Origin of the sequence: Streptomyces sp. NPDC049577 (assembly GCF_040675635.1) — a bacterium.
Taxonomy (GTDB): domain Bacteria; phylum Actinomycetota; class Actinomycetes; order Streptomycetales; family Streptomycetaceae; genus Streptomyces.
Genome location: NZ_JBFAPH010000371.1, coordinates 1 through 5,883, shown reverse-complemented (window position 1 = coordinate 5,883; position 5,883 = coordinate 1). Strand labels below are relative to the sequence as shown.

6 protein-coding genes are annotated in these 5,883 nt (G+C 71.0%); 2 read left to right on the top strand and 4 right to left on the bottom strand.

What is annotated here, in order from left to right; all coding sequences use genetic code 11:
* Both AB0K09_RS28600 and AB0K09_RS28595 read right to left on the bottom strand, forming a co-directional pair.
* The coding region (locus tag AB0K09_RS28600; RefSeq protein ID WP_366068306.1) for a DMT family transporter at window positions 1-430 on the bottom strand (430 nt) is incomplete at its 3' end.
* A 156-nt stretch (window positions 431-586) separates the two neighbouring features.
* Window positions 587-1,699 carry a dispase autolysis-inducing protein gene (locus AB0K09_RS28595; RefSeq protein WP_366068305.1) on the bottom strand — a complete coding sequence of 371 codons (1,113 nt, stop codon included), beginning with the start codon at window positions 1,697-1,699 and terminating at the stop codon, window positions 587-589.
* 162 nt (window positions 1,700-1,861) lie between these two features.
* Between AB0K09_RS28595 and AB0K09_RS28590 the strand changes: the two genes are divergently transcribed.
* On the top strand, window positions 1,862-3,475 hold the full coding sequence (locus AB0K09_RS28590; RefSeq protein WP_366068304.1) for an APC family permease: 1,614 nt from the start codon (window positions 1,862-1,864) through the stop codon (window positions 3,473-3,475).
* An 84-nt stretch (window positions 3,476-3,559) separates the two neighbouring features.
* Window positions 3,560-5,242 carry a ubiquinol-cytochrome c reductase cytochrome b subunit gene (locus AB0K09_RS28585; protein WP_366068307.1) on the top strand — a complete coding sequence of 561 codons (1,683 nt, stop codon included), beginning with the start codon at window positions 3,560-3,562 and terminating at the stop codon, window positions 5,240-5,242.
* Between the two features lie 30 nt (window positions 5,243-5,272).
* On the opposite strand, the gene AB0K09_RS28580 is transcribed toward AB0K09_RS28585, so the two are convergent.
* Entirely contained in the window at window positions 5,273-5,665 is a 393-nt protein-coding gene (locus AB0K09_RS28580; protein ID WP_366068303.1) for a cytochrome c oxidase subunit 4, read from the bottom strand.
* A partial coding sequence (locus tag AB0K09_RS28575) for a hypothetical protein (RefSeq protein ID WP_366068302.1) occupies window positions 5,662-5,883 on the bottom strand: 222 nt, incomplete at its 5' end. The genes AB0K09_RS28575 and AB0K09_RS28580, both read right to left, overlap by 4 nt.

Sequence of the window (5,883 nt, the reverse complement as noted above, 5' to 3'; positions counted from 1 at the left end):
CGGGATCGAGACGGACGCCCTGCCGGTTTCGCAGGTCAAGTACCGTGACGCCGTGAGAGACGACCTGCCCGCCGATGTGGCCGGGGCGCTCGCGCAGGACCAGCATGCCGAGCAGGGTCGCGAAGACGGGCGAGGTGGCCACGAGCATCGCGGCGGTACCGCCCTCGACATGGCGCTCCCCCGCGTAGAGCAGCAGCTGGTACGCGGTCATGCCGGTGAGGCCGAAGCCCGCCATGCGGATCAGGTCGCCGCGCCGGAGCCGGCTGATGCGGCGTCCGGCGAGGCAGGGCAGCAGCAGGACGATCGCGGTCACCAGCCGCAGGACGGCGATGGACGCGGGCGCGTAGCCGTCGAGGGCGATGCGGATGGCGGGGAACGCCGAACCCCACAGCACGGCTGTCGCGGCCATGAACTTCCAGGGGGCCGCCATGGGAACACCTCGACTCGTGAACGGCTGTGCGACTGTGCGCAACGGGACGCCGTCGAAGCTATCGAGATCTGTTCCATAAGTCGAATAATCGACTCCGCGATTACCTCAAAGGAATCCTTTGATGACTGGGGCAATCGCGGAGCCGGGGCGGCCGGGCTAGTCGACCTTCACGACCTCGACGCCCAGGTAGATCACCTTGGGCCGGGCCGGGTTGAAGGCGAACGCGGAGATCCCGTCGTACGCGTTGTGGGTCTTGGTGATCTTTCCGGTGGCGGCGTTCAGACGGAAGAGATCGGTGCCGTAGCCCTGGAAGTAGGTGCCGTACTCGAAGTAGAGGACGTTCGCGTCGACCGGGCTCGGGGCGAGGTGCGTGCTGTTGGTCAGCTTGGTCTCGGCCGAGTCGTCGACCACCTTCTTGAAGGTGCGGCCGCCGTCGGCCGACCGGTACAGGTGGCGCCCCTCGGCGCCCGAGCTGGGCGCCGCCTCGACGAGGTCGATGCCGAGGCCGTAGACGACGGAGGGGTCGGCGGGCGAGACGGCGGCGTCGAAGAGGTTCGCCGTACCGCCGGCGCCGGTCAGGCCGGTGGCGGCCTTCCAGGTGCGCCCGCCGTCGGTGGTCACCGCTCCCCCGGCCGTCATCGCGCCGGCGACGGCGTGGTCGATGTTCGCGGGGTCGAAGGCGACCGTGTACAGCGAACCGCCCTCGGGAACGGCGCGGGTACCGAGGGCCTTCCAGGTCGCACCGCCGTCCGTCGAGTCGTACAGCTGCCCGTCGCCGGCGGCGACGCGCACATGGCCCGGCCGGTTGCGGTCGGTGCCCAGGCCCACGATGGTCCCGGTGGGCGAGGTGAGCGGGGTGACGGTGGTGCCGTCGACGCGAGCCAGGTAGCGGTCGTTGACCTCCCAGGCGTACGCGCGTCCGCCGGGGGCCGCGGTCAGCCGGGCGCGGCTGCTGTCGAGCGTGGCGATCCGGGTCCAGGTGCAGCCGGCGTCGGTGGAGCGCTGGAGTTCGTTGTTGCGCGTGGCGAGCAGCGTGTTGGGCGTGTCCAGGGCGGCCAGGCCGTGGGTGTAGCTGACCGGCCTGAGGGTGCCGCTCGTGGGCGCGAGGGTGGCGCCGTCGTCGGTGGTGAAGGTGACGCCGCCGTCACCGGTGACGCGGGCGCAGGACGGCGCGGTCCAGGCACCGGGGGTCGCCGCGACGGCGGCGACCGGCTGAGCGAGGGCGACGGCAGCCGCGGCCGCGATGACGGCCGCACTGATCCGCTTCATGGTCTCTCCCTTGTGGGGCGAAGGCACAGAACCCTTCTGGCGATCAAGTTCTAGTCGCACGGGGCCACGCCGGAGAACATGCCCGGGCGCCAATCTTGCTGTCCGGAAAGGATCTTGACGCAAGATATGTGGCGACGGCCCACGGATGAGGAGGCGGTTGCGATGCCGGAGCCCGGGGTGCGGGACGTGGCGGAGGAGGCCGGCGGACGTGCCGCCCTCGCCGAGGAACGGAGGCTGCACAAGGTCCTCGGGTACTGGGGGCTCACCGCGACCGGCTTCTCGAACATCGTCGGGTCCGGCTGGCTGTTCGCCGCGATGTACGCGGCCCGGACGGCGGGGCCGGCGGCGCTGCTCTCCTGGGTCGGGGCGGGTGTGCTGTGCGCGCTGGTGGCGCTCGTCATGATCGAGCTGGGCGCGTCCCGGCCGGAGGGCGGCGGCACGGTGCGCTGGCCGCTGTACGCCAGCGGGCGGCTGGTCGGCACCGTGGTCGGCTGGTCGGTGCTGCTGTCCGTGGGCGGCACCGCCGCCGAGATCAGCGCGATCATGCAGTACGCCGCGCACTATCTGCCGGGCGTCTACAACGGTCACACGCTCACGCCGGCCGGACTGGGCGTCGCCGTGTCGCTGTGCGCGCTGCTGACGGCGCTGAACTGGTTCGCGGTGCGGCTGTTCGCGGGGCTGAACAACCTGGTGTCGATCTTCAAGATCGTCGTGCCGGTGGTCACCGTGCTGGCGCTGTTCGCCTCGGGCTGGCATTCCGGCCGGCTGACCGGGCACGGTGGCTTCGCCCCGTACGGATACGCCGCCTGCCTCTCGGCACTCGCGGGCGGGGGCATCGTCTACTCGGTCAACGGCTTCCAGGCGCCGCTGGACTTCTCGGGCGAGGCCCGCGATCCGCGCCGGACGATTCCCCGGTCGGTGCTCAGCGGCATCGCGCTGGCCCTGGTGATGTACCTGGCGCTGCAACTGGCCTTCCTCTTCACCGTGCCCGAGCGGCTGCTCGGGCACGGCTGGCGGGGCGTCGACTTCGACTCGCCCTTCGGCCAGCTGGCGCTGATCCTCAATCTGCACTGGCTGTCCAGCCTGCTGTACGCGGACGCGGTCCTCTCTCCCGGTGGATCGGCGTACGTGGGGGTGGCGATCGATGCGCGGCACACCTACGCGCTGGCCAAGAACGGCACGATTCCCCGGTACTTCATGCGGGTGAACCCGCGCACCGGCATCCCGCAGCGGGCGCTGCTGCTGAATCTGGCCGTGTTCGTGTTCTTCCTGCTGCCGTTCGGGGGCTGGCAGGACATCGTCCGGGTCATGGGCGACATGTATCTGCTGATCTACGCCGCCTCGGCGGTGGCCGTCGCGGTGTTCCGCTCCGGCCCCGGCGGCGGTACGGCCGGATGGGTGCCCGGACTGCGCTGGATCGCGCCGGTCAGCTTCGTCGTGGCGAGCGAGTTCGTGTACTGGTCCGGCTGGCACGACCTGCGGCTCGCGCTGCCGATGGTCCTGGCCGGCGTGCCCGTCTACCTGGTCATGCGGCGCACGGGGCACGACGGCGGGGCGCTGGGCGCCGAACTGCGGACCGGTGCCTGGGTGGTGGTCTACTTGCTGGCGCTCACCGGGCTCTCCTGGCTGGGCACCTTCCGGGGCTCGGGCCGGCTGCCGGCCCCGTACGACTCGCTGACGGTCGCGGCGGTGTCGCTGGCCGTCTTCTTCTGGGCGGTCCGGTCGGGCGTGCGGCACCTGGTGTCAACGGGTGAGTCGGTCTCCTCGCCGGATTGAGCGCCGCGCGCGCGGGTTACCCATCAGCAGCGGCCCGTGCGGAGGCGGAGAGCGGGAGAGGGAGCGTGCGCATTGCTGTTCCGGTTGCTGTTCCGGAGGCGAAGGGAGCTGGTGGCACAGAAGGCGCGGGAGGCCGCCGAGACCGGTTTCACGGTCCTGGACCGCCGGCTGCCGCTGGCGGAATCGGCCAAGGCCCTGCTGCGCAAGGCGTTTCCCGACCACTGGTCCTTCCTCCTCGGCGAGTTCGCGCTCTACAGCTTCGTCGTCCTGGTGCTCACCGGCTCGTACCTCACCCTGTTCTTCGACCCGAGCATGACGCCGGACGTCTACGACGGCGCCTACACGCCGCTGCGCGGGCTGCGGATGTCCCAGGCCTACTCCTCGACACTGCGGCTGAGTTTCGACGTCCGGGGCGGGCTGCTGATCCGTCAGGTCCACCACTGGGCGGCGCTGGTCTTCGTCGCCTCGATCGCCGTGCACATGCTGCGCATCTTCTTCACGGGCGCGTTCCGGCGGCCCCGGGAGGCCAACTGGGCCATCGGGGTGACACTTTTCCTCCTCGCCCTCCTGGAGGGCTTCTGCGGCTATTCACTGCCGGACGATCTGCTGTCCGGAACGGGACTGCGGACGGCGAACACCATCGTGCTGTCGATTCCCGTGGTCGGCACCTGTCTGAGTTCCTTCATCTGGCGGGGAGAATTCCCCGGGCACCTTCTGCTCCCGCGTCTGTTCACGGTGCACGTACTCTTCGTTCCGGGCGCGCTGATCGCCTTGCTGACCCTGCATCTGCTGCTGGTCGTCTATCTCAAGCACACGCACTGGAGCGACCAGGGCCGTACCAATCGCAATGCCGTCGGGCATCCGATGTACCCGCAGTTCACCGTGCGGACCACGGGACTGTTCCTCATGATCTTCGGGGCGCTGACGCTGCTCGGCGGGCTCGCGCAGATCAATCCGATCTGGGCCTACGGGCCGTTCCGCGCGGATCAGGTCTCCACCGACGCCCAGCCCGACTGGTACGTGGGGTTCCTGGAGGGCGCCCTGCGCATCATGCCGCCGTGGGAGAACGCCGTCGCGGGACACACGCTGATGTGGAACGTGCTGCTCCCGGCGGTGGTGCTGCCCGCTGCCCTGTTCCTGGTGCTCTATCTGTACCCGCTGTTCGAGAAGTGGGTGACGGGCGACCGTGCGGAGCACCATCTGTGCGACCGGCCGCGGGACCGGCCCGTCCGCACCGGGCTCGGCGTGGCCGGCATCGTGTTCTACGCCGTCCTGCTGGCGGCGGGCGGCAACGATGTGGCCGCGTTCTCCTTCCGCCTGTCCGTCAACGCCCTGACCTGGATCTTCCGGGTGGCGGTGGTGGCCGGCCCGGTGCTGGCCTTCCTCGTCACCAAGCGCCTGTGCCTGGCGCTCCAGGCCCACGACCACACGCGGCTGACGGAGGGTGAGGAGACGGGCGAGGTGACACAGAGCGTCTACGGGGAGCTCGGCGAGGGCAGCACGTCGCTCTCCGCCCGCGAGCGCTACCGTCTCCTGGTCCGCGAGCTGCCCGCCCCGCTGCCCGCTCCCCCGGCTCCGGCACGGCGCCGGCAGCGGCTGCGCGCCACGCTGAGCTCCTGGTACTACCGCGACCGCGTGGAGGTGCCGGCGAGCGAGGAGGAGCGGCGGCAGATCGGGATCCGCATGGCCGCGCCCGCCGAGGAACCCGGCGCCGAGCCCGTTCCCGGGCCGGCGGCCGGTCCCGCCGCCCGCTCCGAGGAGTCCTGAGGGCGGGGGCGGGCACGCCGTGCCGCAGGCCTACTCGCCCCGGGCGACGTACTGGAAGGCCATGCCGAAGACGCCGGCGGCGAGGAGGCCGAAGCCGATGATGAACAGCCAGAGGCCGTACACGACGCCCAGGGCGGTCAGCGCGGCGCCGAACGCGGTCAGCACGGGGTAGGCGCTGCGGGGCGGGAAGAAGTCCACGGGGCCGGCGCGGTCGGCGACGTCGCCGTCGCGGCGGTCCTCCGGGCGCAGGCCCTTGCGGCGGTAGTTCATGGTGAAGAAGAAGGCCATGAGCGAGGACATGACGAAGGAGACCGTGAGGGCGGCGGTGCCGGCGGGTTCCCGGCCGGAGAACCACAGGTAGAAGACATCGGTGCCGAGGAAGAAGGCCGCCACGCCGGCGAACAGGTACGCCTCGGTCCTCATGAGCCTGCCTCCTCGTACGGGTCGGGGGTGGGCGGCTGGAGGGCGGGCTGCGGGGCGGCCTCGGGGTGGTGGACGTCGAAGGCCGGGGAATCGGAGCGCACCCGGGGCAGGGTGAGGAAGTTGTGGCGCGGCGGGGGCTGGACGATGCCGGACAGCCGGGGGCTGGAGCCGATCTTGGCAGCGCCGTGGCCGGCGTAGTGGCCGATGCGGTAGACGTC

Excerpts from the sequence above, each read along its gene's own strand:
- AB0K09_RS28580 (WP_366068303.1), bottom strand. The coding sequence starts at position 5,665 with ATGAGGACCGAGGCGTACCTGTTCGCCGGCGTGGCGGCCTTCTTCCTC.
- AB0K09_RS28595 (WP_366068305.1), bottom strand. The coding sequence starts at position 1,699 with ATGAAGCGGATCAGTGCGGCCGTCATCGCGGCCGCGGCTGCCGTCGCC.
- AB0K09_RS28590 (WP_366068304.1), top strand. The coding sequence starts at position 1,862 with ATGCCGGAGCCCGGGGTGCGGGACGTGGCGGAGGAGGCCGGCGGACGT.